Source organism: Pseudonocardia broussonetiae, assembly GCF_013155125.1.
Taxonomy (GTDB): domain Bacteria; phylum Actinomycetota; class Actinomycetes; order Mycobacteriales; family Pseudonocardiaceae; genus Pseudonocardia; species Pseudonocardia broussonetiae.
Genome location: NZ_CP053564.1, coordinates 3,763,882 through 3,787,511, shown reverse-complemented (window position 1 = coordinate 3,787,511; position 23,630 = coordinate 3,763,882). Strand labels below are relative to the sequence as shown.

General features: G+C 75.8%; 26 protein-coding genes. 7 read left to right on the top strand and 19 right to left on the bottom strand.

What is annotated here, in order from left to right:
- Positions 1-29: 29 nt before the first annotated feature.
- The 8 genes from cobM to HOP40_RS18650 form a co-directional block, all read right to left on the bottom strand.
- On the bottom strand, positions 30-830 hold the full coding sequence (gene cobM, locus HOP40_RS18685; RefSeq protein WP_240157136.1) for a precorrin-4 C(11)-methyltransferase: 801 nt from the start codon (positions 828-830) through the stop codon (positions 30-32).
- 574 nt (positions 831-1,404) lie between these two features.
- Positions 1,405-2,403, bottom strand: a complete 999-nt coding sequence (locus HOP40_RS18680; RefSeq protein WP_172160337.1) for a patatin-like phospholipase family protein — start codon at positions 2,401-2,403, stop codon at positions 1,405-1,407.
- Positions 2,403-3,779, bottom strand: a complete 1,377-nt coding sequence (locus HOP40_RS18675; RefSeq protein ID WP_172160335.1) for a WS/DGAT/MGAT family O-acyltransferase — start codon at positions 3,777-3,779, stop codon at positions 2,403-2,405. Before HOP40_RS18675 ends, HOP40_RS18680 begins: the two co-directional genes overlap by 1 nt.
- Before the next feature lie 21 nt (positions 3,780-3,800).
- Positions 3,801-5,153 (bottom strand): cobyrinic acid a,c-diamide synthase CobB, encoded by a 1,353-nt coding sequence (locus HOP40_RS18670; protein WP_172160333.1) that lies wholly within the window; start codon positions 5,151-5,153, stop codon positions 3,801-3,803.
- A complete protein-coding gene (locus tag HOP40_RS18665; protein WP_172160331.1) occupies positions 5,150-6,121 on the bottom strand; it encodes an aldo/keto reductase in 972 nt (323 codons plus the stop codon). The genes HOP40_RS18670 and HOP40_RS18665 overlap by 4 nt, the downstream gene beginning before the upstream one ends.
- Positions 6,121-6,735, bottom strand: a complete 615-nt coding sequence (gene cobO, locus HOP40_RS18660) for a cob(I)yrinic acid a,c-diamide adenosyltransferase (RefSeq protein WP_172160329.1) — start codon at positions 6,733-6,735, stop codon at positions 6,121-6,123. The genes HOP40_RS18665 and cobO overlap by 1 nt, the downstream gene beginning before the upstream one ends.
- Positions 6,736-6,807: 72 nt before the next feature.
- A complete protein-coding gene (locus HOP40_RS18655; RefSeq protein WP_172160327.1) occupies positions 6,808-8,961 on the bottom strand; it encodes a putative cobaltochelatase in 2,154 nt (717 codons plus the stop codon).
- Positions 8,958-10,463, bottom strand: a complete 1,506-nt coding sequence (locus HOP40_RS18650; RefSeq protein ID WP_172160325.1) for a cobyric acid synthase — start codon at positions 10,461-10,463, stop codon at positions 8,958-8,960. The genes HOP40_RS18655 and HOP40_RS18650 overlap by 4 nt, the downstream gene beginning before the upstream one ends.
- Positions 10,464-10,481: 18 nt before the next feature.
- Here HOP40_RS18650 and HOP40_RS18645 point away from each other — a divergent pair, with 18 nt between their 5' ends.
- Positions 10,482-11,282 (top strand): SURF1 family cytochrome oxidase biogenesis protein, encoded by an 801-nt coding sequence (locus tag HOP40_RS18645; protein WP_172160323.1) that lies wholly within the window; start codon positions 10,482-10,484, stop codon positions 11,280-11,282.
- A gap of 7 nt (positions 11,283-11,289) precedes the next feature.
- Here HOP40_RS18645 and HOP40_RS18640 read toward each other — a convergent pair whose 3' ends face one another.
- Positions 11,290-12,219 (bottom strand): cobalamin biosynthesis protein, encoded by a 930-nt coding sequence (locus tag HOP40_RS18640; RefSeq protein WP_172160321.1) that lies wholly within the window; start codon positions 12,217-12,219, stop codon positions 11,290-11,292.
- A gap of 56 nt (positions 12,220-12,275) precedes the next feature.
- Between HOP40_RS18640 and HOP40_RS18635 the strand changes: the two genes are divergently transcribed.
- Positions 12,276-12,914 (top strand): flavin reductase family protein, encoded by a 639-nt coding sequence (locus HOP40_RS18635; RefSeq protein WP_172160319.1) that lies wholly within the window; start codon positions 12,276-12,278, stop codon positions 12,912-12,914.
- On the opposite strand, the gene HOP40_RS18630 is transcribed toward HOP40_RS18635, so the two are convergent.
- Both HOP40_RS18630 and HOP40_RS18625 read right to left on the bottom strand, forming a co-directional pair.
- Entirely contained in the window at positions 12,893-13,117 is a 225-nt protein-coding gene (locus HOP40_RS18630) for a hypothetical protein (protein ID WP_172160317.1), read from the bottom strand. The genes HOP40_RS18635 and HOP40_RS18630 overlap by 22 nt on opposite strands.
- Before the next feature lie 124 nt (positions 13,118-13,241).
- A complete protein-coding gene (locus HOP40_RS18625) occupies positions 13,242-14,960 on the bottom strand; it encodes an AMP-binding protein (protein WP_172160316.1) in 1,719 nt (572 codons plus the stop codon).
- 140 nt (positions 14,961-15,100) lie between these two features.
- Between HOP40_RS18625 and HOP40_RS18620 the strand changes: the two genes are divergently transcribed.
- Both HOP40_RS18620 and HOP40_RS18615 read left to right on the top strand, forming a co-directional pair.
- Positions 15,101-15,541 carry a hypothetical protein gene (locus HOP40_RS18620; RefSeq protein ID WP_172160314.1) on the top strand — a complete coding sequence of 147 codons (441 nt, stop codon included), beginning with the start codon at positions 15,101-15,103 and terminating at the stop codon, positions 15,539-15,541.
- A gap of 151 nt (positions 15,542-15,692) precedes the next feature.
- Entirely contained in the window at positions 15,693-16,106 is a 414-nt protein-coding gene (locus HOP40_RS18615; protein WP_172160312.1) for an SsgA family sporulation/cell division regulator, read from the top strand.
- A gap of 15 nt (positions 16,107-16,121) precedes the next feature.
- Here the strand turns inward: HOP40_RS18615 and HOP40_RS18610 are convergent, their stop codons facing one another.
- Entirely contained in the window at positions 16,122-16,508 is a 387-nt protein-coding gene (locus HOP40_RS18610) for a DUF5313 family protein (protein WP_172160310.1), read from the bottom strand.
- A 62-nt stretch (positions 16,509-16,570) separates the two neighbouring features.
- On the bottom strand, positions 16,571-17,107 hold the full coding sequence (locus tag HOP40_RS18605; RefSeq protein ID WP_172160308.1) for a DUF5709 domain-containing protein: 537 nt from the start codon (positions 17,105-17,107) through the stop codon (positions 16,571-16,573).
- A gap of 84 nt (positions 17,108-17,191) precedes the next feature.
- On the opposite strand from HOP40_RS18605, the gene HOP40_RS18600 reads away from it, so the two are divergent.
- The gene (locus HOP40_RS18600) at positions 17,192-17,746 is read left to right on the top strand and encodes a TetR/AcrR family transcriptional regulator (protein WP_172160306.1); all 555 of its coding nucleotides are present in this window, start codon (positions 17,192-17,194) and stop codon (positions 17,744-17,746) included.
- A gap of 26 nt (positions 17,747-17,772) precedes the next feature.
- Here the strand turns inward: HOP40_RS18600 and HOP40_RS18595 are convergent, their stop codons facing one another.
- Complete coding sequence (locus HOP40_RS18595; protein WP_338053017.1) at positions 17,773-18,708, bottom strand: SDR family NAD(P)-dependent oxidoreductase; 936 nt, start codon at positions 18,706-18,708, stop codon at positions 17,773-17,775.
- Positions 18,709-18,727: 19 nt separating this feature from the next.
- Positions 18,728-19,471, bottom strand: a complete 744-nt coding sequence (locus tag HOP40_RS18590) for a DUF1990 family protein (RefSeq protein WP_172160304.1) — start codon at positions 19,469-19,471, stop codon at positions 18,728-18,730.
- A gap of 46 nt (positions 19,472-19,517) precedes the next feature.
- On the opposite strand from HOP40_RS18590, the gene HOP40_RS18585 reads away from it, so the two are divergent.
- Entirely contained in the window at positions 19,518-20,228 is a 711-nt protein-coding gene (locus HOP40_RS18585; protein WP_172168552.1) for a DUF1990 family protein, read from the top strand.
- 118 nt (positions 20,229-20,346) lie between these two features.
- On the opposite strand, the gene HOP40_RS18580 is transcribed toward HOP40_RS18585, so the two are convergent.
- The 4 genes from HOP40_RS18580 to HOP40_RS18565 all read right to left on the bottom strand — a co-directional run bounded on the left by HOP40_RS18580 (position 20,347) and on the right by HOP40_RS18565 (position 22,914).
- Positions 20,347-20,658 carry a hypothetical protein gene (locus HOP40_RS18580; protein WP_172160302.1) on the bottom strand — a complete coding sequence of 104 codons (312 nt, stop codon included), beginning with the start codon at positions 20,656-20,658 and terminating at the stop codon, positions 20,347-20,349.
- Between the two features lie 49 nt (positions 20,659-20,707).
- Positions 20,708-21,685: an AsnC family transcriptional regulator gene (locus HOP40_RS18575; RefSeq protein WP_172160300.1), complete on the bottom strand. Its 978-nt coding sequence runs from the start codon at positions 21,683-21,685 to the stop codon at positions 20,708-20,710.
- 73 nt (positions 21,686-21,758) lie between these two features.
- Complete coding sequence (locus HOP40_RS18570) at positions 21,759-22,247, bottom strand: SRPBCC family protein (protein WP_172160298.1); 489 nt, start codon at positions 22,245-22,247, stop codon at positions 21,759-21,761.
- Between the two features lie 16 nt (positions 22,248-22,263).
- Positions 22,264-22,914: an HAD family hydrolase gene (locus tag HOP40_RS18565; protein WP_172160296.1), complete on the bottom strand. Its 651-nt coding sequence runs from the start codon at positions 22,912-22,914 to the stop codon at positions 22,264-22,266.
- A 93-nt stretch (positions 22,915-23,007) separates the two neighbouring features.
- Between HOP40_RS18565 and HOP40_RS18560 the strand changes: the two genes are divergently transcribed.
- Positions 23,008-23,610 carry a superoxide dismutase gene (locus HOP40_RS18560; protein WP_172160294.1) on the top strand — a complete coding sequence of 201 codons (603 nt, stop codon included), beginning with the start codon at positions 23,008-23,010 and terminating at the stop codon, positions 23,608-23,610.
- Positions 23,611-23,630 lie beyond the last annotated feature (20 nt).

The window sequence follows — 23,630 nt, the reverse complement described above, 5'->3', positions numbered from 1 at the left end:
CAGCGGGTGTGCGAGGTGGCGGGGCTCCGTCACGGGGTGGCGGCGCGGGCGGCGCGCAGCGCGCGCCGGGCCTCGGCGTCGGGCTTGCGGAAGGTGTGGAAGTGGCCCGCGTGGTAGAGGTGGCTGCGGGTGCCCTTCGCGCCGAGCGCCGCGCCCACCAGGAACAGCGTCTGGCGCCAGAGCTTGCGCTCCTTGCACACGCCCACGACCTCGTCGAGGCGGCAGCGGATCGTCAGCTCGTCGGGCCAGGTGGTGCGGTAGGCGACCACGACCGGGGTGTCGTCGGGGTAGCCGCCCTCGCGCAGCTCCTCGACCATCTGCGACGTCCGCGCCGCCGACAGGAAGATCGCCATCGTGGTGCCGTGGCGGGCGAACTCGCGCAGCTTCTCGCGCTCGGGCATCGGGGTCTTGCCGCCCTCGAGCCGGCACAGCACCACCGACTGCGCGACCTCGGGGATCGTCAGCTCCCGCCCCGCCGCCGCGGCCGCCGCGCCGAACGCCGACACCCCGGGCACGATCTCGACCGACAGCCCCATCTCGACGGCCGCGTCGTACTGCTCCTGCACCGCGCCCCACAGCGAGGGGTCGCCCGAGTGCACCCGCGCGACGGCGAGCCCCTCGGCGGCGGCGCGGCGGTAGAGCGCGAGGACGTCGTCGTGGGCGATCTGGGAGGAGTCGACGAGCTCGGCGTCGGCCCGCGCGTGCTCGGTGACGCACTCCTCCATCACCAGCGACGCCGCCCAGACGACCACGTCGGCCTCGGCGATGCGCCGCGCGCCGCGCAGCGTGATGAGATCGGCCGCTCCGGGCCCGGCTCCGACGAAGGTCACGCTTCCCTGCTTCACCGCGCCAGTGTCGCCCACCGTGCGGACGATCGGACTGCTCGGGGGCACGAGCCGGGAGTCGAGCGGCTGGGCGGTCCGCACCCCGCGCGGCTGCTGCTGGCGTCGGTCGACGTCGCCGGGATCGAGGAGCTCCAGCTCACCGGCGGACCGGGAGCGCGCGGGGGCCGAGCTCGCCGCCGTCGCGCGTTCGCTGCAGGACGGGGGCGCCGACCTGCTGGTCCTGTGCCCCGACACGATGCACCTGGTGGCGGACGTGATCGCCGCCGCCCGTCGACATCGGAGGTGCTGCGCAGCGCCGACGTCACCGCCGCCGCCGTCCGCGCCGCCGTCCTGAGGCACGTCGGGCTGCCGGGCACGGCCTCCACGCTGGAGCAGCCCTGCCTGGAGGAGCGACTGACGTCACACGGCCAGGAGGTGAGGGTCCGGGCGACGAGGACACGCCCTGGCCCCGCAGGACGCTCGGGCCGCGGGATGCGGCCGGAAACCCGCGGATCAAGGACGGATGGTCGCTAGTGGATCACTCGCCGCGAGCGGTCGCGGGCAGGGCGCAACCGCCGGGTCAGGCCGCTGTGGTCCCCGTCTCCGGCCGCACCAGCGCCGCCGCCGACGTCCGCAGCGACGTCTCCAGCACCCGCTCCCGGCGCCGGGGGTTCATGAGGTTGCCGCCCATCGCCGCGAGGTCCTCCGGCCCCGGCGTGAGCACGACGACCCGCACCCCCGCCTCCCGCACCGCCCGCACCTCGGCGTCGAGCCAGCGGGTGAAGACCCGGCGCACCCCGCGCTCGGCCGCGGACAGGGGGTCCATCGGGCGGTCGTAGGCGTGGCTGGCCATCGGCGCGAGCACGTAGACCTCGTCGAGCTCCGGCGCGCCGGGCCGGGCCAGCAGGCCCAGCGACGTGCTGGAGGCGACGCCGCCGTCGACGTAGCGCCGCCCGCCGATCACCTGGGGCTGGAACCAGCCGGGGATCGAGCACGAGGCCAGCACCGCCTCCCCCACCGTCGACGGTGGGGCGCCCGCGCGGCCGAAGACCGTGCGGTGGCCGGAGTCGTAGTCGACGGCCGCGATCCACAGCGGCGCGCCCGGCACCCAGCCGTCGGTGGTGACGCCCAGGCGCGTCTGCAGCGCGCCGACCATCGTCACCAGCGAGCCCATCCGCCCGCGCCCGGCCGGCAGCAGCCCCGACGCCGCGACCCACGGGTTGATGCTGAGCGGGTGCGCCACCGCCGAGGCCAGCAGGCGCGGCGACCCGATCCAGGGCAGCGGGATCGGCGGCAGGCCGTCGCCGGACTCCCGCTCCAGCGTGCGCATGTCGGGCAGGTCGCCGTCGAGGCCGGGGTCGATCTCGCGCGGCGCCATGCCGTGCTGGTGGGCCAGCAGCTCGTCGAGCGTCATGCCACAGCGCAGCGCCGCCCCGAGGACGCTGCCCGCGCTCGTGCCCAGCACGAGGTCGAGGTCGCCGAGCGGGCGGTCCAGGCGCGGCGCCAGTGCCGACAGGGCACCGGCCATCCACGCGGAACCCAGGATGCCGCCCGCACCGAGCACGAGTCCCGTCCGCATCACAGCGTCTCCTTCAGCTCCTCGAGCGACTCCCCCATCGACGCTGCGAGCACGTCGACGTCGGGCATCGCGTCGCGATCGGCGTTGAGTCCGTAGAAGACGCCGCCGTCGTAGGAGGTGATACCGATCGACACCGTCTGGCCCTTGGCCAGCGGCACGACCGGGTACATGTCGCGCATCCGCGCGCCCATCGCGTAGAGCGGGAACTGCGGCCCGGGGACGTTCGTGACGATCACGTTGAACACCCGCGCCGACATCGAGTTCGACAGCCGCGCGCCCAGGCTGTGCAGCGTCGGCGGGGTGAGCCCGACCAGGCCGACGAGCGCGCCCGCCGCGACGGCCTGCCCGCTGCGCTTGTGGGCGAGCATCGCGGCGGTGATCCGCTCCAGCCGGGCGACGGGGTCGGCCTCGCCCACCGGGAGGTCGACGAACAGCGCCGAGATCTGGTTGCCGAGCTGCGCACCCGGGGGCCGCACGCTGACCGGCACCATCGCCCGGACTCCTCCGCCGGGGCGGACGTCCTCGCCGCGCGTGGCGAGCCAGCGCCGCAGCCCTCCCGCGACGACCGTCAGCACCACGTCGTTGACGGTGCCGCCGTGGGCCTTGCGGACGGCCTTGTAGTCGTCGAGCGCCCCCGCCGACGTGCCGTAGCGGCGCTGGCGCCCGATGGCGGCGTTGAGGGGGTGCGTCCGCGCGACCTTCGTGGTGGACACGGCCGCGAGCACCGCCCCTGCCGTCTGAGCGACGGCTCCCGCCGCGGTCTGCACGTCGGCGACGGCCCGGCGGGCGGTGCCCAGCGCGTGCTGCGGGCGGCGGAGCTGGTCGAGCACGGCGCCGACGGCCAGCGACACCGACGACGGCTCGCTCGCCGGCGCCCACCCGTCGGGCTCGGACGGGCGCGGTTCCGGGGTGAGGTCGAGCAGGACCGCGCCGATGTCGATCGAGGACAGGCCGTCGACCATCGCGTGGTGGGTCTTGGTGATGATCGCGAACCCGCCGTCCTCCAGGCCCTCGACCAGGTAGATCTCCCAGAGCGGGCGGTCGCGGTCGAGCGGGCGGCCCTGCAGGCGCCCCACCAGCTCGCGCAGCTGCGCGTCCGTGCCCGGGGCGGGCAGCGCGGAGCGGCGGACGTGGTACTCGAGGTCGAAGTCGGGGTCGTCGACCCACACCGGCAGCCCCAGGCGGGCGGGCACCTCGCGGACCTTCTGCCGGTAGCGCGGCACCGCGGCCAGGCGCTCGCCGATCAGGCGGACGAACCCCTGCAGGTCGACGTCGGTGCCGGGCTCGAACGTCATCAGCCCACCGACGTGCATGTGCGTCGTGACGTCCTCCATGAAGAGGAACGACGCGTCCAGCGGAGACAACCGTTCCACCACGTCGCCTCCTCGGTGAGTGACCTACTCCACAGTAGCTCCTGGAGGGGCGCTCCGGGAGATGATCCGCGCGACGGCGCGCGGGTGCCCCGCCGGGTGCGTGTGCAGGAACGACGCGTGCACCCCACCCGCCACGAACCCCTCCGGGTCGGCGTCGCGCCAGGCCCACGCGGGGTCCGCGCCGGCGCCGGGCGTGACGGCGCAGCGGTGGAACTCGTGCCCGGTGACCCGCTCCCCCGCGGCGAACAGGGCGGAGTCGCCGAGCGCCACGGCGTCGCGGTAGCCCAGGGTCAGCCGGGGCGTCATCGCGGCCTGCGCGGGCAGCACCCCGCACATCGGCAGGCCGTCGAGCGACTCGCACAGGTAGAGCAGCCCGGCGCACTCGGCGTGCACCGGTGCGCCCGTCGCCGCGAGCTCCCGGACCGCGGCGCGCAGCGGGGCGTTCGCGCTCAGGGCGTCGGCGTGCTCCTCGGGGAACCCCCCGGGGACGACGAGCGCGGCGGTGCCGGGGGGCAGCCCCGCGTCGCGCAGCGGGTCGACGACGACGACCTCGGCCCCCGCCGCGGCCAGCAGCTCGGCGTGCTCGGCGTAGCCGAACGTGAACGCCGGGCCGCCGAACACCCCCACCACCGGACGGCCGCGGGTCGCGTCGCCGACCTCCTCGGCCGCGTCCCACACCGGCCCCGGGGGCAGCGGCGCGGCCAACGCGACCACCGCGTCGAGGTCGACGTGCGCGGCCACCAGCTCCGCCATCGCGTCGACGGCGGCGAGCGCGGCGGCGCCGTGCTCCGCCGCCGTGACCAGCCCGAGGTGGCGCGAGGGCACCTCCAACGCGTCGCGGCGGGGCAGCGCGCCGAGCACCGGCAGGCCCACCTCGTCGGCCGCGGCCCGCAGGACGTCCTCGTGGCGCGGGCTGCCGACGCGGTTGAGCACCACGCCGGCCACCCGCACGGCCGGGTCGAAGGTCCGGAACCCGTGCAGCAGCGCGGCCAGGCTGCGCGACTGCCCCCGGACGTCGACGACGAGCACCACCGGCGCCCCGAGCAGCCCCGCGACCTGCGCGGTCGACCCGGCCCCGTCGCGCAGCCGGCCGTCGAACAGCCCCATCACGCCCTCGACCACCGCGATCTCCGCGCCCGCGCTCCCATGGCGGGCCAGCGGGAGGATCCGGTCGGGCCCGACGAGGACCGGGTCGAGGTTGCGACCGGGCCGCCCGGCCGCGAGCGCGTGGTAGCCGGGGTCGATGTAGTCGGGGCCGACCTTGAACGGCGCCACCGCCGTGCCGCGCCGGCGCAGCGCCGCGACGAGGCCGGTGGCGACGGTCGTCTTGCCCGACCCCGACGAGGGCGCCCCGACGACCAGCGCCCGGGCCGTCATGCGTGGCCGAGCACCGGGTGCGGGACGTAGGGCGCCTCGAGCGCGGCGATCTCGTCGTCGGTCAGCTCGACGTCGACCGCGGCGACGGCGTCCTCGATGTGGCGGAGCTTCGTGGCCCCCACGATCGGCGCGCTGATCACCGGCTTGTGCAGCATCCACGCCAGCGCCACCTGCGCCATCGGCAGGTCGCGCGCCTTCGCGACCTCGGCCACCGCGCGCACCACGGCGTCGTCGGCCTCGCCGTACATGCGGTCGGCGATCGGGTCGCTCCCCGCGCGCACGGTGGTGTGCTGCTCGGGCAGGCGCGTGAGGCGGCCGCGCGCCAGCGGGCTCCACGGGATGACCCCGACGCCCTGGTCGAGGCACAGCGGGTGCATCTCCCGCTCCTCCTCGCGGTAGACGAGGTTGTAGTGGTCCTGCATGGAGACGAACCGCGTCCAGCCGTGCGCGTCGGCGACGTGCTGCGCCTTCGCGAACTGCCAGGCGAACATGCTCGACGCCCCGATGTAGCGGGCCTTCCCGGCGCGCACGACGTCGTGCAGCGCCTCCATCGTCTCCTCGATCGGCGTGTGGGGGTCCCACCGGTGGATCTGGTAGAGGTCGAGGTGGTCGGTGCCCAGCCGCCGCAGCGACGCGTCGATGCTCGCCATCACGTGCTTGCGCGACAGCCCGCGGTCGTTGGGGCCCTTCCCCGTCGGCATGAAGACCTTGGAGGCGAGCACGTAGTCGTCGCGGCGCGCGAACAGCTCGCGCAGCAGCGTGCCCGACACCTCCTCGCTGGCGCCGTCGGAGTACATGTCCGCCGTGTCGAAGAACGTGATCCCGGCCTCGACGGCGGCGCGCACGAGCGGGCGCGAGGCGTCGAGGTCGAGGACCCACTCGCGCCACTCCGGCGTGCCGAAGCTCATCATCCCGAGGCAGATCCGCGAGACCCGCAGCCCGGTAGCACCCAGTCTGACCTGCTTCATCACCACTCGATTCCCCGCTGGCCCTTCTGGCCGGCGTCCATCGGATGCTTGACCTTGCCCGTCTCCATGACGAGGTCGGCGGCCGCCACGAGCTCCGGCGCCGCGTCCCTCCCGGTGATGATGACGTGCTGGCGCCCCTGCCTCGCGGCCAGCACCTCCACCACCTCCGCGACGTCGACCCAGCCCCACTTCATCGGGTAGGTGAACTCGTCGAGGACGTAGACCTCGTGGGTCTGCGCCTCGATCCGCCGCCGGATCTCCGCCCAGCCCTCCCGCGCGGCCGCGGCGTGGTCCTCCTCGGTGCCGGGCTTGCGCACCCAGGACCAGCCCTCGCCCATCTTGTGCCACTCCACCGGCCCGCCCTCGCCGGTCTGCTCGTGCACGCGGCCCAGGGCCCGGAACGCGGCCTCCTCGCCGACCTTCCACTTCGCCGACTTCACGAACTGGAACACCCCGATCGACCAGCCCTGCGCCCAGCCGCGCAGCGCCAGCCCGAACGCCGCCGTCGACTTGCCCTTCATCGTGCCGGTGTGCACGACGACGAGCGGCCGGTTGCGGCGCTGGCGGGTGGTGAGCCCGTCGTCGGGCACGGTCTCGACCTGTCCCTGCGGCATGCATGCCCTCCTTCGTCGGGCCCGTGAGTGGCAACCGTGGCCCTGGCCACGGTTGCCACTCACGAGCGGCCGTCAGGCCGCCCGGGCGGCGCGGACGACGCCGGTGACGCCGTCGGCCGACAGCGCCCCGATGGTCACGATCTCCCCGCCCGCGGCCGCGGCGACGCGTGCGGCGAGGCCGAGGCGGACGGGTCCGGACTCGCAGTCGACGACCACCGTCGCCACGCCGTCGGCGGCGAGCAGGGCCGCGGCGCGGCAGGCGTCGGTCACGGGGTCGCCCACCCGCCCGGCGCCCGAGCGCCCGACCGTCGCCCGCCCGTCGGTGAGCAGGACGAGCAGGGCGCGGCGGCGGGGATCGCGCAGCCGCTCGACGCGCAGGACCTCGCGGGCGCGGAGCAGGCCGTCGGCGAGCGGGGTGCGCCCCCCGGTGCGCAGCGACGCCATCCGCGCCTGCGCCGCGGGCACGCTCGACGTCGGAGGCAGCACCAGCTCGGCGCCGCGGGCGCGGAAGGTGACGAGGCCGACCTTGTCGCGGCGCTGGTAGGCGTCGCGCAGCAGCGACAGCACCGCCCCGGACACCGCCGACATGCGCGCGCGGGCGGCCATGGAGCCCGACGCGTCGACGGCGAACAGCACGAGGTTGCCCTCGCGGCCCTCGCGGACGGTGGTGCGCAGGTCGCCGTGGCGCAGGACCAGCGCGGGCCCGCTGCGGCCGCGGGCCCGCTGGTGCGGGGCGGCGGCGGTGATCGAGGCGGCGAGGTGGACGTCGGCGGCGCGGCGCGGGACGTCGTCGGCGGCGCGGACCACCCGGCCCGCGTCGGTGCGGGCGCGGGAGCGGCGGCCGGGGGCGCCCTCGCCCAGGCCCGGCACCTCGAGGCGGCGGGCGCGGAAGGTGCCGGTGGGGGTGGGGGCGGGGTCACCGTCCTGGCCCAACGGCCCGTTCGCGCGGTCCGATTGGTCGGACGGCCCGTTCGCTCGGGGGTGGGGGTGGGACTGCGCGCCGTCGGGGCTGCCGTCAGCGCCGTCACCGGGGCCATCGGCGCTGCCGGAGGCGGGGGCGGGGGTCGCGTCCGCCTCCTCCCCCTCCTGGTCGAACGGGCCGTTCGCGTCATCAGGCTGGGCGGACGAGCCGTTCGCGGGGTTGGGGTCGGGGCTCCCGCCACCTCCGGGGCCCCCGTCGTCGTCGGGGCCGTCGTCGTCGGGGCCCTCGTGCTCCGCCGCCTCGCGCAGCGCCTCGTCGAGGGCGCCGTCGTCCATGCCGGGCTCGTCGAACGGGTCGCGGCGGCGGCGGTGCGGCAGGGCCAGCCGGGCGGCCACGCGCACGTCCTCCTCGGTGACGGCCCCCGCGCCGCGCCACGCCGCGTGCGCCACGGCGGCGCGGGCGATGACGAGGTCGGCGCGCATCCCGTCGACGTCGAACGCCGCGCAGACTGCCGCGATCCGGCGCAGCTCGGCGTCGGGCAGGACGACCGCGCCGACGCGCTCGCGGGCCGCGGCGATCCGCTCGGCCGTCGCGCGCTCGTCGTCGGCGTAGCGGGCGGCGAAGGCGGACGGGTCGGCGTCGAAGCCCATCCGCCGCCGCACGACCTCGACGCGCGTGTCGACGTCGCGCGCGGCGCGCACCTCGACGGCGAGGCCGAAGCGGTCGAGCAGCTGCGGGCGCAGCTCCCCCTCCTCCGGGTTCATCGTCCCGACCAGCAGGAACCGGGCGGCGTGCGAGACCGAGACCCCGTCGCGCTCGACGTGGGCGCGGCCCATCGCGGCGGCGTCGAGCAGGAGGTCGACGAGGTGGTCGTGGAGCAGGTTGACCTCGTCGACGTAGAGCACGCCGCGGTGGGCGTCGGCCAGCAGGCCCGGCTGGTAGGCGCGGACGCCCTCGCTCAGCGCGCGCTCCAGGTCGAGCGAGCCGACGAGCCGGTCCTCGGTGGCGCCGACGGGCAGCTCGACCAGCCGCGCCGGGCGCGACTCCCCCGCGGTTCCCGCGTGCGGGCCGTCCGGGCAGCCGGGGTCGGGCGAGGCGGGGTCGCAGCCGAAGCGGCAGCCCGGCACCACCGTCAGCGCCGGCAGCAGCGCGGCCAGCGCGCGCACGGCCGTCGACTTGGCGGTGCCCTTCTCCCCGCGCACCAGCACGCCGCCGACGCCCGGGTGCACGGCGTTGAGCAGCAGGGCGAGGCGGAGGTCGTCGTGGCCGACGACGGCGGAGAACGGGAACTGCACGACGGTCACGAGGGGGACACTGCCAGACCGGACGTCACCACCGGGAGGTCCCGGGGCGCTCCGTGACTGATCACATGGTCGAGTGCGCCGATGTCGAGGTGCTGCTCGACGAGGTCGCCGAGGAGGTCGAGCTGGCGCTCGCGCTCGTCGGCGAAGCAGGTGTCCGGCGCCGCCACGAACCCCGGACGCCCGACGCGCCCGAGCAGCCGCCGCCGGAACCCGTCGTTCTCCAGCAGGCCGTGCCAGTGGGTGCCCCAGACGCGGTCGGTCTCGGAGCCCTCCGCCCCGATGAGCCCCGGGTCGCCCGAGCGGACCACGCGCCCGTGGTGGATCTCGTAGCCGCTCACGGGCTCGCCCCACGCCGTGCCGTGCGGGGTGGCGAGGTGCTTGTCGACGTCGAACGCGATCTCCAGGTCGAGCAGGCCCAGGCCCTCCGCGTCGCCCGACTCCACCCCGTGCGGGTCGGCGATCGTCCGCCCCAGCATCTGGTAGCCGCCGCAGATCCCGAGCACCGGGCGCCCGGCGCGGGCGTGGGCGAGCACGGCGTCGGCGAGGCCGGTTCGGCGCAGCCAGGCTAGGTCGGCGACGGTGGCCTTCGAGCCGGGCAGCACGACGAGGTCGGCGCCGGCCAGGCGCGAGGGCTCGGTCACGTACCGCACGGCGACGCCGGGCTCGCAGGCCAGCGCCTCGGCGTCGGTGGCGTTGGAGATCCGCGGCAGCCGGACGACGGCCACGTTCAGCCACGCGTCGCCACGGGGCGGCGCGGGGCGGCCGAGGACGCCGTCGGAGACGACGGAGAGCGAGTCCTCGGCGTCGAGCCACAGCCCGTCGGCCCACGGCACGACCCCGAGCGTGGGCCGGCCGGTGAGCGTGCGGAGCTGGTCGAGGCCCGGGGCGAGCAGACCGGGGTCGCCGCGGAACTTGTTGATCACGAACCCGGCGATGCGGGCCTGGTCGGCCGCGTCGAGGACGGCGAGGGTGCCGAAGAGGTGGGCGAGGACGCCGCCGCGGTCGATGTCGCCGACGACGACCACGGGCAGGTCGGCGGCCTGCGCGAGCCCCATGTTGGCGATGTCGGAGGCCCGCAGGTTGATCTCCGCGGGCGAGCCGGCGCCCTCGCACACCACCACGTCGTACTGCGCGCGCAGACCGGCGAGGGTGTCGACGACGACGTCGAGCAGCGCCGACTTCCGCTCGTAGTACGAGCGGGCGCTGACCGTGCCGTCGACGCGGCCGAGCACGACGACCTGCGAGCTCCGGTCGCTGCCCGGCTTGAGCAGCACCGGGTTGAACGCGGTGCTGGGCGCGAGGCCGCACGCGTGGGCCTGCATGGCCTGCGCGCGGCCGATCTCGCCGCCGTCGGGCGTCACGACCGAGTTGTTGCTCATGTTCTGCGCCTTGAACGGCGCCACCCGCACCCCCCGCCGGACCAGCACCCGGCAGATGCCGGCGACGAGCGCGCTCTTGCCCGCGTCGGAGGTCGTCCCGGCCACCAGCAGTCCTCCGCGCACGCCGACTACCGTAAGGGCGTGCGGTTCCTCCTGCGTCCGGGCTGGCTGGCCCTCATCGCCGTGGTGCTCGGCTTCGTGGTGGCCTGCTACACGCTGCTCGCGCCGTGGCAGTTCGGCCGCGAGGCCCAGCGGGAGGCGCAGCAGCAGGCGATCGACGCGGCCAACACCACGCCGCCGGTGCCGCTGGCGCAGCTGGTGGAGCCCGGCGCCGGGGTGACGCCGGACGTCGAGTGGCGCCAGGTCGAGGTCACCGGCACCTACCTGCCCGACGACCAGGGCCTGGTGCGGCTGCGGGTCGTCGACGGGCGCCCGGCCGTCGAGGTGCTGACGCCGTTCCGCACGTCCGACGGGCGGCTGCTGACCGTCGACCGCGGGACCGTCGAGACCTCCAGCGGCGCGGTCACGCCCGACGTCGCCGCCCCGCCCGCGGGTGAGGTGACGCTCACCGCGCGCCTGCGCCTCGACCAGACCGACCCCGAGGGCCGAGTGCTCGACGAGGCCGGGTTCCGGCAGCTCTACGTCGCCGACTCCCGCCTGCTCGCCTCGGCCACCGGCCTCGCCCTCGAACCGGGCTGGCTCCAGCTCGCCGCCGACCAGCCCGGCGTCCTGAGCCCCCTGCCGGTGGCCCCGGTGGCGGGCGGGGCGCCGTTCACGAACCTGTCCTACGCGCTGCAGTGGATCACGTTCGGGGTGATCGCCTTGCTGGCCCTGGGCTACTTCATCCGGCTGGAGCTGCTGCAGCGGCGGGGGCGGCCCGACCGGTCGGCCCTGCGCCGGGCGCTGTCGGGCGAGGACGACGAGGCGCCGCTCCCGCACTGAGCCGGGGTCAGCGGGCGGCGAGCGCCGCCAGCACCGCCGACGCCCCGGCCACCAGCCGGGAGAGGCGGGCGGCGCGGTGCAGGTCGGCGGCGACGGGGGCGGGGCCGTCGCCCAGGCGGGGGCGCTCCTCGACCCCGTGGGCGTACACCGTCCGCCCCCCGAGCCCGACGCCCAGCGCCCCGGCGGCGGCCGCCTCCACCGGCCCGGCGTTCGGGGAGGGGTGGGAGCCCGCGTCCCGGCGCCAGGCGGCGAGCGCGGCCGCCGGGGAACCGCCGACGGCCGGGGCGAGGACCACGCACAGGGCCGCGCAGACCCGGGCCGGCAGCAGGTTGGCGGCGTCGTCGAGGCGGGCCGAGGCCCACCCGAACCGCGCGTACCGGGGCGAGCGGTAGCCCACCATCGCGTCGAGCGTGTTCACCGCCCGGTACCCGAGCAGCCCCGGCACCCCGGCCACCGCGCCCCAGAACAGCGGGGCCACCACGGCGTCGGAGGTGTTCTCCGCCAACGACTCCACGCCCGCCCGCGCCATCCCGGCCGCGTCCAGCGACGCCGGGTCGCGCCCGCACAGCGACGGCAGCCGCCGCCGCGCCGCCGCCAGGCCGTCCCCGTCGGACGCGGTGAGCTCCCCCGCCAGCGCCGCTCCGTGCGCCGCCAGCGACGACCCGCCGAGCACCGTCCACGTGGCCAGTGCGGTCAGCGCGACGCCCAGCAGCGGATGCCGCCGCCCGACCCCCTCCACCGCGACCCCGGCACCGACGACCCCGCCGACGAGCACGGCCGTGTGCACGACCCCCGACGCCCGCCGGTCGGCGTACGTCCGCCGCTCCACCGCCGCCGCGACCGAGCCGAAGCCCGCGACCGGGTGGAAGCGGCGGGGGTCGCCGAGCAGGGCGTCGGCGAGCGCCCCGAGGAGCAGCCCGGCTGCGCGCGTTCTCACGCCGCGAACCTACGGCGGAGCGGGCGCGGCGATCACCCGCGGGGCAGGATCGGGCCATGCGCACCGATCTCGACCCGGCCGGCCTCGGCGTCCGCGGGTTCTACCGCCTGCTCACCTCCGTGGTCGTGCCCCGCCCGATCGCCTGGGTCAGCACGCGCTCGGCCGCGGGCGTCGACAACCTCGCCCCGCACTCGTTCTTCACCGTCTCCTGCGTCGACCCGCCGATGGTCCAGTTCACCAGCGTCGGGGTGAAGGACTCGCTGACCAACGCGCGCGACACCGGCGAGTTCGTCGTCTGCCTGGCCACCGAGCCGCTGTTCGAGCAGGTCAACGCGACGGGCACCGACTTCCCGGCCGGGGTCAGCGAGTTCGCCGAGGTGGGGCTGACGGCCGAGCCGAGCGCGCTGGTGGCGCCGCCGCGGGTCGCCGAGTCACCGGTGGCGCTGGAGTGCCGCCTCGAGCAGGCGCTGACGCTGGGCGACTCGACGGTCGTCATCGGCCGCGTCGTGCACGCCTCGGTCCGCACCGACGTGTTCGACGGCGACCCCCACGACGGCGGCCTCCCCACGATCGCCGGCCTCGCCCCGCTGGCCCGTCTCGGGCGCGACGAGTGGTCGACCGTCGGCGAGCTCCGCGAGATCACGCGGATCCCCTACCGGCACTGGCCCGGGCACTACTCCGCGCCGACCGCCTGACCGAGCTTCAGGTCGTAGAGCCGCTCCGCCTCGGCGGCGACGCGGTGCAGGTTGCAGGGCCACTTCGCGCCCGACCCGCTGGAGTGGCGGCACGACGTGCAGCGCCCCAGCCGGTCGGGCACGTGGGCGGCGAGCAGCCGTCGCCACACCTGCGGCATCGCGGCCATCTCGCCGGCCAGGCCGGACTTCTGCGTGACGTCCACGGATCCCCCTCGTCGCGTCCGGGAGCCGGACGCGCGCGGCATTCGCGGCGCACCCGGTCCCGGTTCAGTGGAGTGGTACCCATTCTGGCGGGCGCGACGCCCGACGGCCTCCCAAGATCACGTACTAGAGGGTGAACTCTCCGGGCGGAGTGGCGCCGTCCTGGGCGTGCAGCTCGCCCTCGCGGCCCCGCAGCTCCACGCGGCGGATCTTGCCGGAGATCGTCTTGGGCAGCTCGAAGAACTCCAGGCGCCGGATCCGCTTGTAGGGGGCGAGGTTGTCGCGGGCGAACTGCAGGATCGAGCGCGCCGTCTCCTCGGTCGGGTCGTACCCCGCGGCGAGCACGACGTACGCCTTCGGGACGGCGAGCCGCACGGGGTCGGGCGAGGGCACGATCGCCGCCTCCGCCACCGCCGGGTGCTCGATCAGCACGCTCTCCAGCTCGAACGGCGAGATCCGGTAGTCCGAGGCCTTGAACACGTCGTCGGCGCGCCCGACGTAGGTGATGTAGCCGTCCTCGTCGCGGGAGCCGACGTCACCGGTGTGGTAGACGCCGTCGGCCATCGCCTCGGCGTTGCGCTCGGGGTCGCCGTGGTAGCCGACCATCAGGCCGAGCGGGCGCCGCTCGAGGTCGATGCAGATCTCGCCCTCGGTGACACCCTTCTCGCCGGTGGCCGGGTCGACCAGGACGATCGGGTAGCCCGGGATCGGGCGGCCCATCGAGCCCGGCTTGACGGTCTGCCCGGGCGGGTTGCCGATCTGCACCGTGGACTCGGTCTGCCCGAAGCCGTCGCGGATCTTGACGCCCCACGCCTTCTCGATCTGCTCGATGACCTCGGGGTTGAGCGGCTCCCCCGCGCCCACGACCTTCTGCGGCGGGGTCTTCAGGCCCGAGAGGTCGGCCTGGATGAGCATGCGCCACACCGTGGGCGGGGCGCAGAAGCTGTCGACGCCGCAGCGGTCGAGCACCGCCAGCACCGACGCCGCGTCGAACTTCGCGTAGTTCATGACGAGCACGCACGACTCGGCGATCCACGGCGCGAAGACGTTGCTCCACGCGTGCTTGGCCCAGCCGGGCGAGGAGATGTTGAGGTGGACGTCGCCGGGCTCGAGCCCGATCCAGTACATCGTGGACAGGTGCCCGACGGGGTAGCTGGCGTGGGTGTGCTCGACGAGCTTGGGCTTCGCGGTGGTGCCGGAGGTGAAGTACAGCAGCAGCGTGTCGGAGCCCTTGGTGACGCCGTCCGGCGTGAACTCCGCGGGGGCGTCGTCGGCGTCGGCGTAGTCGAGCCAGCCCTCGGGGGCGCCGCGGACGGCGATCCTCGTGTAGTCGCCCTCGACGCCGTCGAACTTGCCGGCGTCGGCGCCACCCACGACGACGTGCTTCGCGGCGCCGCGGTCGAGGCGGTCGCGCAGGTCGGACGCCGTGAGCAGCGTCGTCGCCGGGATGACGACCGCGCCGAGCTTCATCGCGGCGAGCATCGTCTCCCACAGCTCGACCTGGTTGCCGAGCATGAGGATGATCCGGTCGCCGCGCGCGACGCCGTGCCCGCGCAGCCAGTTGGCGACGCGGTTCGAGCGCTCGGCCAGCTCCCGATAAGTCCAGTGCGCCTCGGACCCGTCGCCCTCGACGATCCACAGCGCCCGCTTCGCGCCGCGCTCGGGATCGGCGGCGACGGCGTCGATGTGGTCGAGCGCGAAGTTGAACTCGTCGATCTCGGGCCAGGCGAAGTCGCGCAGCGCCGTGTCGTAGTCGAGGCGGTGCTCCTGCAGGAACGCCCGCGCCGCGTAGAAGGCCTCTGCCGAAGGGTTCTGTGCCGAAGGGTTCTGGACCGACCCGGTCATGTGGTTCACCTCGTGATGTCGCCGCCCGTGCTCCGGCGAACCCTAGTGATCCGCCCCGTCGGCCGCTGCCCCTCCTCCCACCCCGACGCGCCGCCCGCGGTGGCTGCCGGGCGCGGCGCGACGCGGCTAGCGTCCGCCGGATGACCCTGCGCCGCCTCCTGGTGACGTCCGCGACCGCCTGCGTCCTGCTGGCCGGCTGCGGCTCCCCCACCCCCGCCGCGACCCCCGACCCGGTCCCGCCGCCGTCGGGCGTCCCCGCCGTCACGGAGCCGGCGGTCGCGCCCGCCGTCGCCGCGCCGTGGCCCGCCCGCAGCGCCGCCGAGTCGGTCGGCCTGCAGGAGAGCGTCGACGACGGGGCGCAGCCCTGGCTGCTCGACCCCGCCGAGCTCGCCCGCTCCTACGTCGCCGCGGCCTACGGCTGGGACGACGCGACGGTGGTGGCGGCCGGCGGGGGCACGGCCGGTGCGGACACCGTCGACGTCACCGGCCCCGACGGCACCCGCCGCGTGCTGACCGTGGCCCAGCCCGGGCGCACCGGCGAGGGCGGCATCTGGGTCGTCACCGCCGACGACCCCGCCTGATCGCCCGGACGGGGCCCGGTCGTGACCGACCGCGACGGCCTCACTTGTTCGGGTGAACAGCGGCCGGAAGTGATGCGCCCGCGGCACCTGCGGCGATTCTCCTCATGACACCGTCGCAGCAGCGGCGGGCACCCGAACCACAGGGGCGATCATGGACACCGTCGACACGGTCTCGCAGGACATGTTCACCGTTCTCCACGGCCAGCCGGCGCCCGTCGTGACGCGCTGGAGCTACTCGGCGACCGACCCCTTCGCCGTCATCCTCGCCGTCCGGACCAGGGCCGACCGCTGGGTCGAGTGGCTCGTCGCCCGCGACCTGGTCCGCGAGGCGCTCGACGAGGCCGCCGGCGAGGGCGACATCCGGATGAGCCCGCAGGTCGTCCAGGGCTACGACATCGTCGAGATCGAGATCCGCTCGACCGACGGCCGCGCCGTCCTGGAGGTCGACCGCGACCTGCTGCGCCACTTCGTCGAGACCACCGCCGAGCTGGTCGCGTTCGGTGACGAGGGCGGCCGGATGGACCTGGACGTGGAGATCGCCAAGCTCACCGCGGGCGCCGAGTAGCACCGACGACCGGGATCAGCGGTACCGCTCCTCGTACCGCCGCGCCGCCGCCTCCCGCCGGGGGGCCGTGCGCTTCTCCCGGACCGCCTCGGCCTGGCCCCGCGCCCAGCCGGCCTTGACCGACCGGTGCTCGGTCGTCAGGTGGACGAACGAGGCCGCGTAGATCATCCCCACCGCCGCCCCGCCGAGCACGGCGACCAGCCGGACCCACAGCTCCCCGGGCACCAGCAGCACCAGCAGGATCCCGATCGGCACCAGCTGCACGATCGAGCGCAGCATCTGACGCAGCGCCCACGTCCTCGTCGTGACGTCGTGCAGCACCCAGTCGCGGTAGCGCGCCGGCAGCCCGCCGCCCATGGCGTACCAGAGCCACCGCAGCGGACCGGGCCGGTGCACCGTCATCCCTCCACCCTCGTCATCCCTCCACTGTCCCCGGGGGAACCGTGCCTGTCACCGCGACCTGCTCACAGGCCCGGTACCGGCCCCGCGTCCGTGCGTCCCGACGCCCCCGCGGCGGAGCCGTCGACCGCCCGGTCGAGGGTGTCGGCGAGGTCGCGGCCCGCGTCGCGGCGGGCGAGCGCGTCCTCGGACCCGTCGATCTCGGCCTCCACCTCCGGGTCGAGGAGCTCCGGGTCGGCGGCCACGGATGGCTCGCCGTCGACGCGCGTGTCGACGTCGACGTCGTGCACGGCCGCCTCCTCCGCCGACGCCGCACCGCCGTCGATGCCGACGTCGACGGCGTCCATGTCGTCGCCGTCGTCGTTGGTGAGCCGTCCGGCGCGGTCGACCTGCGCGTCGACGACCTCCTCGGGGAGCTCCGCGGCGAGCCGGTCGTCGAGGGTCTCGGTGCGGTCGTCGTCCAGGGCGTAGGGGCGGTCCGGCGGCACGTACCCGGCGTCGAGCGGGTCCGCCCCGGGCGGCCCCTCCATCGTCTCGCTGTTCTCGAGCTGCACCGACGCGCCCAGGTCGGGGGCGTCGGACTGGTCGTCGTAGTCGGGCATGCCGGGGCGTACCCCGCGGCGCGGCGCACCACACGCGTGCCCGATGTGGTCTGATCGCCCGATCCCGCCGGAGAGGAAGCGCCGATGACCACCGTCCCGCGCCCCCGCGACTCGGCCGCCACCCGCGGCGCCCTGCTGGCCGCCGCGCGCACGCTGTTCGCCGAGCGCGGCTACGACCGGACGACGGTGCGCGGCGTCGCCGACCGGGCCGGCGTCAACCAGGCGCTGCTGTTCCGGTACTTCGGCAACAAGGAGTCGCTGTTCGCCGAGGCGGTCACCGCGCAGGCGCTCGCCCCGCTGTCGGACGGCCCGCCGGAGACGCTGCTGGAGCGCCTGGTCACCGCCGTGTTCGCCGACGAGCCCGACGGCGCGATGTTCCACGCCGTCCTGCGCTCGGGGGGCACGCCGGCCGAGACGGTGCGCACCGAGCTCGGCGCCGCCTACCGCGCGGCGTTCGCGGCGCAGGCGGGCACCGACGACCCCGACGAGGCCGATCTGCGGGCCACCCTGCTGCTCGCGTGGCTGCTCGGGCTCGGGCAGGTCCGGGCCGAGATCGGCGCGGGGGCGGACCGCGGCGCCGTGGCCCACGTCCTGCGGGCGGCCCGCGTCCTGCTCGACGGGCCCACCCCCAGTGCCTAGCGCTGCACAGCCCGAGGAGCTGCTGCTCAGCTGGTGAGGGACTCCGCGCGGGCCCACAGCTCCGCGCGGTCGGCCGCGCTCTCCCGCGTCCAGGGCACGTAGTGCTCCGGGCGCGGGCGGCGGTCGTGCCAGAACCGCCCCGTCCCGGCGACGTCCGCGGGCGCGGCCGCGAGCCACACCGCGGTGTCGGCTCCCTGCTCGGCGGTGCGCAGCAGCGGGCCGAGCAGCCGCCCGAAGCCGGGCAGCGAGCTGGCGAGGCCCGGGGTGTCGGCCCAGCCCGGGTGCACGGCGTGGACGTCGACGCGGCCCCGCAGCTCCCGCGCCCACAGCCCGGACAGCACCACCTGCATCCGCTTCGTGCGGGCGTAGGCGGTGGTGCCGTCGTAGGGAACGGGCTCGTCGGACCGCAGGCGCTGGGCGTACATCCCGCCCGACGCGATCCACAGCACCCGCCCGCCGCGCTCGCCCAGCGGGCCCGCGAGCAGCCGCGTGAGCAGGTGCGGGCCGAGCACGTGCGTGGCCAGCGTCAGCTCGTGGCCCTGCGCGGTCGTCCTGCGCGCGGGCGGCAGCACCCCGGCGTTGTGCACGAGGAGGTCGGGACGCGCGTCGGCGAGGACGGGGGCGGCGCGGCGCACGTCGTCGAGATCGGAGACGTCGCAGCGCGTGACGCGCAGGTCGGCGCCCGGCAGCTCCGCGGCCAGGCGCGCGCGTGCCTGCTCGCCGCGCCCCTCGTCGCGCACGACCAGGTGGACCGCGGCCCCGAGCCGCGCCAGCCCGGCGACGGTGGCGAGCCCGAGGCCCCCTCCCCCGCCCGTGACCAGCGCGACCCTGCCCGCCAGCGCGCCCGGCGCCGGGTCGGCCTGCGCGCCCGACCACCCCGCCGACCGCGCGAGGTAGCCGAGGCGCGAGTAGCCGGGGGCGACCGTCCGGTCCAGGACGGTGTCGAGCGCGGAGATCAGCACCGCCCCAGGCTAGGGCCGGTCAGACCCCGGGGCCCGGCCGCGCCGCCACGTCCTCCTCGACGACGCGGGTGAGGACGGTGATGCCGTCGCGGACGGTGCCGCCCACCATCTCGGCGACGGCGCTGCAGGTGCGCGTCCACACCGTCAGCTGGATCTCCTTCGCCAGCGGCAGCCGGTTGTAGAGCAGGTGCGACGCGCGGTCGCCCGCGCGGGCCCAGGACTCGATGACGAACCGCAGCGCGCCGCCGGGCAGCGGCTCGGCCCGGAACTGGATCTGGCCCGCCTCCAGGTGCCCCCACAGCGTGGCCAGGCGGAACGAGCGCGGCGTCACGTCGATCACGCGGACCGGGCCGTCCCACGGCGCCGGGATGCGGACGACGTACTCGTCGCCCAGGCTCAGCGGTCCGTCGGTCCCGTCGGGGCGCTGGAAGACGGCGGCGTCGGGGACGGCGCAGTTGGGGTCGCGGCGCAGCTCGGCCATCACCGACTCGGCGGTGCGCTCGGCGCCGTCGACCTCGATGGAGTAGCTCCGGTGCATCAGCGGGCCGACGCCGTCGGAGACGTACTGGATGCGGTCGTCGCGGAGGTCGGCCGGGACGGGGTCGGGCAGGTCGCCCGCGTCGCCCCCGATCTGGGTGCGGTGCAGCACGGGGCCGCCGGGCAGGCGGTGGCGCAGGGCGTTGACGATCCCGTAGGGCCAGCGCAGGACGTGGTCGACGAACTGGAGGCGGGAGCCGGGGGCGGGACGACCGAGTAGGAACACGTCGGTCCGGGTACCCGATCCGCGTGATCATCACCGGAGGCCCGCGCTGAGGGGCCCGGACCTGCCCGCGATCGTCGAGGACCTCGGCCGCCGGCACATCAACTACGACGAGGGCCAGGCCCCGCCGCACGTCACGCACGGGTGGCACCAGGACCGCTGGACCCTCGAGCTCGGCTACGAGCAGCCCGGCGAGCCCGAGCCCCACGGGCTCGTGCACGACGCCGGCGAGCTCGTGAACGGCTACGAGTTCACCGACCCGGCGGTCCTGCGCGCGGTGTACCGCTACCCCGCCGACGTGGTGGGCCGCGACATGCTGCTGCAGGGCCGCTTCGCGAACTTCCGGTTCCTCATGGGCGTGCGGATCACCTCCGAGCTCGACGAGCTGCGCGACGGCCCGAACGGCCCGGAGCGCGTCGTCGGGTGGGCGTACCAGACCCTCGACGGGCACCTGGAGCAGGGGAAGCTCGTCTACGAGGTGGCCAAGGAGCTGCAGACCGGGCGGGTGGAGTTCCGGATCGACGCGTACTCGCGCCAGTCCGAGATCCGCAACCCGCTCTACCGCGTCGGCTTCGCGGTGTTCGGCCGGCGCACCCAGCTGCGGTTCTACCGGGCCGCGCTGGGCCGCCTGCGCGACCGCCTCCCGAACCTGCCCGGCACGGCCGAGCCGGGGCCCGACGGCCTGGTCCGCGTGCCCACCGGTGCCCCGCCGGACCGGGTGACGTGGGCGGAGATCCACGTGGTGCACCCGGGGGTCTGAGCGTCGCCCTCCCCCGCTCTTCCCGTTGCAGGAAAGCCACGTTCATGCAATCCAGTGGCGTGAACGTGGCTTTCCTGCAACTCGGGGGCGGGGCCTCGCGGGCAGAGCGGGCCCCCGGCTACGCCTGCGCACCCTCGATGTGCACCTTCACCGACCGCCCGTCGACCGACAGCCAGCCCGACTTCTCCGCGTAGCCCACCATCTTGTCCCACCGCGCCGGCCAGTCCTCGGCCGTGGCGGCGAGCTGCGCCCGGGAGCGCAGCACGGCCAGGTCGAGCCAGACGGCGCCGTCGGGCGCGACCTCGCCCGTCCCGGTGTCGCGCAGGGCGGCCCGCAGCGCGGGGCCGGTCAGGGAGGTCTCGAGGTGCAGGCGGGTGCAGTCGTCGGCGTCGACGACGACGGCGCCCTGGGCGGTGAGAGTCACGTGCATCGCCCGATAGTGCCCCGTGATCGTCGCCGGCGGCACCCGCGGGCGGCGGTCAGTCCCAGGACGAGCGCGGGGCGGGCGGGCTGAACAGCCCGCCGTCCTTGAGCGTGCCGACGACCACCGCGGTGTCCAGGGCGGTGACGCGGTCGAGCCAGGGGGCGTCGGTGGTGAGGTCGTGCAGGGCGTCGACTCCGGGCACCGCGACCTCGGCCAGCAATGGGCGGTCGCCGGTGACGCGGCACGCCCGCAGCACCCAGGGCTCGCGGCGCAGCCCGGCGGCCACGGCCGCCACGTCCCGCGGCACCGCCGACGCGCGCACGACGGCGCGCAGGGGGAACCCGATCCGGGCCGGGTCGACGACGACGCGGATGCGCAGGCGGCCGTCGCGGCGGAGGCGGTCGACGCGGCGGGGCACGGCGCTGCGCGAGAGCCCGGTGACCTCGGCCAGCTCCTCGTCGCCGCGGCGGGCGTCGAACTGCAGGGCGGTGAGCAGCATGCGGTCGCTCGGGCTCAGCTCCTTGACCTCGCCGAACGGCGCGTCGCCGGGCGGGGGCAGGTGCTCGGACAGGGCGTCGCACTCCTCGGTGGCGAGCAGGCCGGGACGCCACTCGTCCTCGGTGCGGACGTGGCGCAGGACCGTGTCGGCGGTGGCGTCGACGAGGCCGGGCACGCGGGGCAGCTCGTCGCCGACGAGCCGGGCGAGCCGGTCGGGCGGGCAGCGGATCTCCGCGACGCCCCCGGCCGGGCCCGCGAGCAGGTGCGCCCAGCGGGTGTCGCCGCGACGGGCCAGCGCGAGCACGGCCACCCGCTCCTGACCGGGCCCGCAGCGCAGGTGCACGACCGCGCCAGCCTCCGGCGCCGGCACGCCGACGACCCGGACCCCGCCCTCACCCAGCAGCGCCGCCCCGTGCCGGGCGACGGTGCCCTCGGGCTCGCCGAGCACGGCGGCGATCCGCTCCCAGGCGGCGCGGCCGTCGACCTGCAGCGCGCCGACGATGCGGCGGTCGAGCGCGCCGAGGGGGCCGGTCACCGCACACCCCTGCCTCGCCACCCCCGCCGGGGCGGGGTCCGTTCACGTCACGTTCTCCTGGACGCCGGTCAACCTACCGGGCCGGAACGCCGAGGTGGCGCAGCAGGTTCGCGGAGAAGCGGTCGCCCATCCGCTGCATCGTCTCCTTCATCACGGCGGTGACGGCCGGGGCCGCGAGCCGCGGGAGCGGCAGCTCCACGCTCAGACCGAGGCTGATCGCGAGCCGCGTGCCGCCGCCGGGCTCGTCGGTGAGGACGTACCAGCCCTCGGCGCCGGTGCTCTCGCGCACGCCGGGCGGCGGGGCGTGGGTGTAGTCGATGCGGTGGCCGTCACCGTCGCCCTCGTCGAACACCATCCGCTCGGTGAACACCGGGCTGATCCCGACGCCGAGCACCGACAGCCCGACGAGGTGCCACCGCCACCGGTCGCCGTCGGTCTCGATCTTCCGCAGCAGCGGCGTCAGCTGCGGCAGCAGGACGGGGTCGCGCAGCACCGCCCAGATCCGGGAGCGGTCGGCGGCCACGACGGCCTCCGACGCGGTGGTCGCGGAGAAGCGGCTCATCGGGGCAGTCTGCTGATCAGGAGCGCGCGGCGCGAGTCGGCCGGTCCGGGCCGGCATCCAGCAGCGCCAGCACGTCGGCCGGGCGGGCGGCCACCGCCGCGCCGACCGCGCCGGGCCGGTGGTTGTGCCCCCACGCCGCCGCGACCGGGACCGCGCCGGCGTTGACGGCGGTGGTCAGGTCGCTGTCGGTGTCGCCGACGTAGAGCGCCGCGGCGGGCGCCACCCCGAGCCGCCGGCAGGCGAGCTCCAGCCCGTCGGGATGCGGCTTGCGACGGGCCACGTCGTCGCCGGCGACGACGGTGTCGAGCAGGTCGTGCAGGCCGGTCGCGCGCAGCAGGATGCCGGTCGCGACGGCGTTCGAGCCGGTGAACACCCCGGTCGGGACGCGCCCGGCGAGCGCGGCCAGGACGTCGTGGACGCCCGGGTAGGGCTCGACGCCCTCGGCCTCGACGGCCAGCGCCGCGTAGAAGGCGTCGACCTCCGCGGGGCCCGCGTCGGTTCCGGCCAGGTCCGTGAGGATCGCCGCCGGCGTGGGTAACCGGAAGAGGCGCTCGACCTCGGCCGGCGGGATCGGCGGGCGGCCGGTGACCGCCGCGAACGCCGCGGCGATGGCGTCGACCGAGTCGAGGAGCGTGCCGTCCATGTCCCACACCACCGCCGCGACCACGGGACGCACGCTATCCCGCCGTCGCTGCGTGGATACGTTGGCTACAGCAAGATGATGGCACCACCGGAGAAGATCGAGAGAAGGAGCTGCACCGTGGCCCAGTACTCGCTGCCCGACCTCCCCTACGACTACGGCGCGCTCGCGCCGCACATCGCGGGCGAGATCATGGAGCTGCACCACTCGAAGCACCACCAGACCTACGTCAACGCGCTCAACGAGACACTCGACAAGCTCGCCACGGCCCGCGAGGGCGGCGACTTCGGCGCGATCGTCGGCCTGGAGAAGACCCTCGCGTTCAACCTCGGCGGGCACATCAACCACTCGCTGTTCTGGAAGAACCTCTCCCCCGACGGCGGCGGCAAGCCCACCGGCGACCTCGCGAGCGCGATCGACGAGGCCTTCGGGTCCTTCGACGCCTTCCAGGCCCAGTTCACGGCCGCCTCGACCACCATCCAGGGGTCGGGCTGGGGCGTGCTCGCCTACGACCCGCTCGGGCAGCGCCTGCACATCCTGCAGCTGTGGGACCAGCAGGGGAACGTGCCGGTCGGCGTCGTGCCGATCGTCATGCTCGACATGTGGGAGCACGCGTTCTACCTGCAGTACAAGAACGTGAAGCCGGACTACGTCAAGGCCTGGTGGAACGTCGTCAACTGGGACGACGCCGCGCAGCGCTTCGCCGCGGCCCGCGCCGCCTGACGCCCCCGGCGCCGGTCCGG

Excerpts from the sequence above, each read along its gene's own strand:
- HOP40_RS18680 (WP_172160337.1), bottom strand. The coding sequence starts at position 2,403 with ATGCGGACGGGACTCGTGCTCGGTGCGGGCGGCATCCTGGGTTCCGCG.
- HOP40_RS18670 (WP_172160333.1), bottom strand. The coding sequence starts at position 5,153 with ATGACGGCCCGGGCGCTGGTCGTCGGGGCGCCCTCGTCGGGGTCGGGC.
- HOP40_RS18665 (WP_172160331.1), bottom strand. The coding sequence starts at position 6,121 with ATGAAGCAGGTCAGACTGGGTGCTACCGGGCTGCGGGTCTCGCGGATC.
- cobO (WP_172160329.1), bottom strand. The coding sequence starts at position 6,735 with ATGCCGCAGGGACAGGTCGAGACCGTGCCCGACGACGGGCTCACCACC.
- HOP40_RS18635 (WP_172160319.1), top strand. The coding sequence starts at position 12,276 with ATGCGCACCGATCTCGACCCGGCCGGCCTCGGCGTCCGCGGGTTCTAC.
- HOP40_RS18625 (WP_172160316.1), bottom strand. The coding sequence starts at position 14,960 with ATGACCGGGTCGGTCCAGAACCCTTCGGCACAGAACCCTTCGGCAGAG.
- HOP40_RS18620 (WP_172160314.1), top strand. The coding sequence starts at position 15,101 with ATGACCCTGCGCCGCCTCCTGGTGACGTCCGCGACCGCCTGCGTCCTG.
- HOP40_RS18615 (WP_172160312.1), top strand. The coding sequence starts at position 15,693 with ATGGACACCGTCGACACGGTCTCGCAGGACATGTTCACCGTTCTCCAC.
- HOP40_RS18610 (WP_172160310.1), bottom strand. The coding sequence starts at position 16,508 with ATGACGGTGCACCGGCCCGGTCCGCTGCGGTGGCTCTGGTACGCCATG.
- HOP40_RS18605 (WP_172160308.1), bottom strand. The coding sequence starts at position 17,107 with ATGCCCGACTACGACGACCAGTCCGACGCCCCCGACCTGGGCGCGTCG.
- HOP40_RS18600 (WP_172160306.1), top strand. The coding sequence starts at position 17,192 with ATGACCACCGTCCCGCGCCCCCGCGACTCGGCCGCCACCCGCGGCGCC.
- HOP40_RS18580 (WP_172160302.1), bottom strand. The coding sequence starts at position 20,658 with ATGCACGTGACTCTCACCGCCCAGGGCGCCGTCGTCGTCGACGCCGAC.
- HOP40_RS18570 (WP_172160298.1), bottom strand. The coding sequence starts at position 22,247 with ATGAGCCGCTTCTCCGCGACCACCGCGTCGGAGGCCGTCGTGGCCGCC.